Annotated in this window: 1 protein-coding gene; it reads left to right on the top strand. The window is 75.0% G+C overall.

What is annotated here, in order from left to right:
- Positions 1-649: sensor histidine kinase (locus AC27IQ_RS26555; RefSeq protein WP_487091459.1), on the top strand; the 649-nt coding region annotated here is incomplete at both ends.

Here is a 649-nt window from a genome sequence, read left to right as displayed (position 1 = left end):
CTGCCGCGCCAGCGCGAGGCGGCGGTGCGCGGCGACCCGGCGCTGCTGCGCCAGATGGTGTTCAACCTGGCGCAGAACGCGCTGCGCTACACCGCCTCGGGCGGGGTGTTGCTGGGGGCGCGGGCGCGGGGTGGCCGCTGGCGCATCGAGGTGTGGGACACCGGTGCGGGCGTGGCCCCCAAGGACCGCCACCGCATCTATGCACCGTTCTACCGCAGCGATCAGGCCCAGGTGCAGCAGGCCGAAGGGCACGGCCTGGGGCTGTCGGTGGTGGCCCGCTCGGCGGGGCTGATCGGCGCCGGGCACGGGTTCGAATCCACGCCGGGCCGGGGCTCGTGCTTCTGGCTGGAGTTGCCGGCGGCGCAGCCCGGCGGCCCGTTGCCGGCCGAGCCTTTGCTGCAGCCGGCGGCGCTCTGGGCCGAACGCATGGCCTCACTGCAGGGGCGTTGCCTGCTGGTGGAGGACGATCCGCAGATCGCCGCTTCGCTGTCCCAACTGCTGCAGTCGTGGGGGCTGCAGGTGCAATGGGCGGCCACCGGGGCGCAGGCCATGGCCCGGGTGGACGGCGGCTTCGTGCCCGATGCCGTGCTGTGCGACCACCGGCTGGGCGCGGGCGAGAGCGGCCTGGCCGTGCTGCAGGCGCTGCTGG

The organism is Acidovorax sp. KPB24-07, from assembly GCF_057543315.1.
The sequence above is the reverse complement of the archived record's forward strand: the minus strand, read 5'-3'. Positions and strand labels throughout refer to the sequence as shown.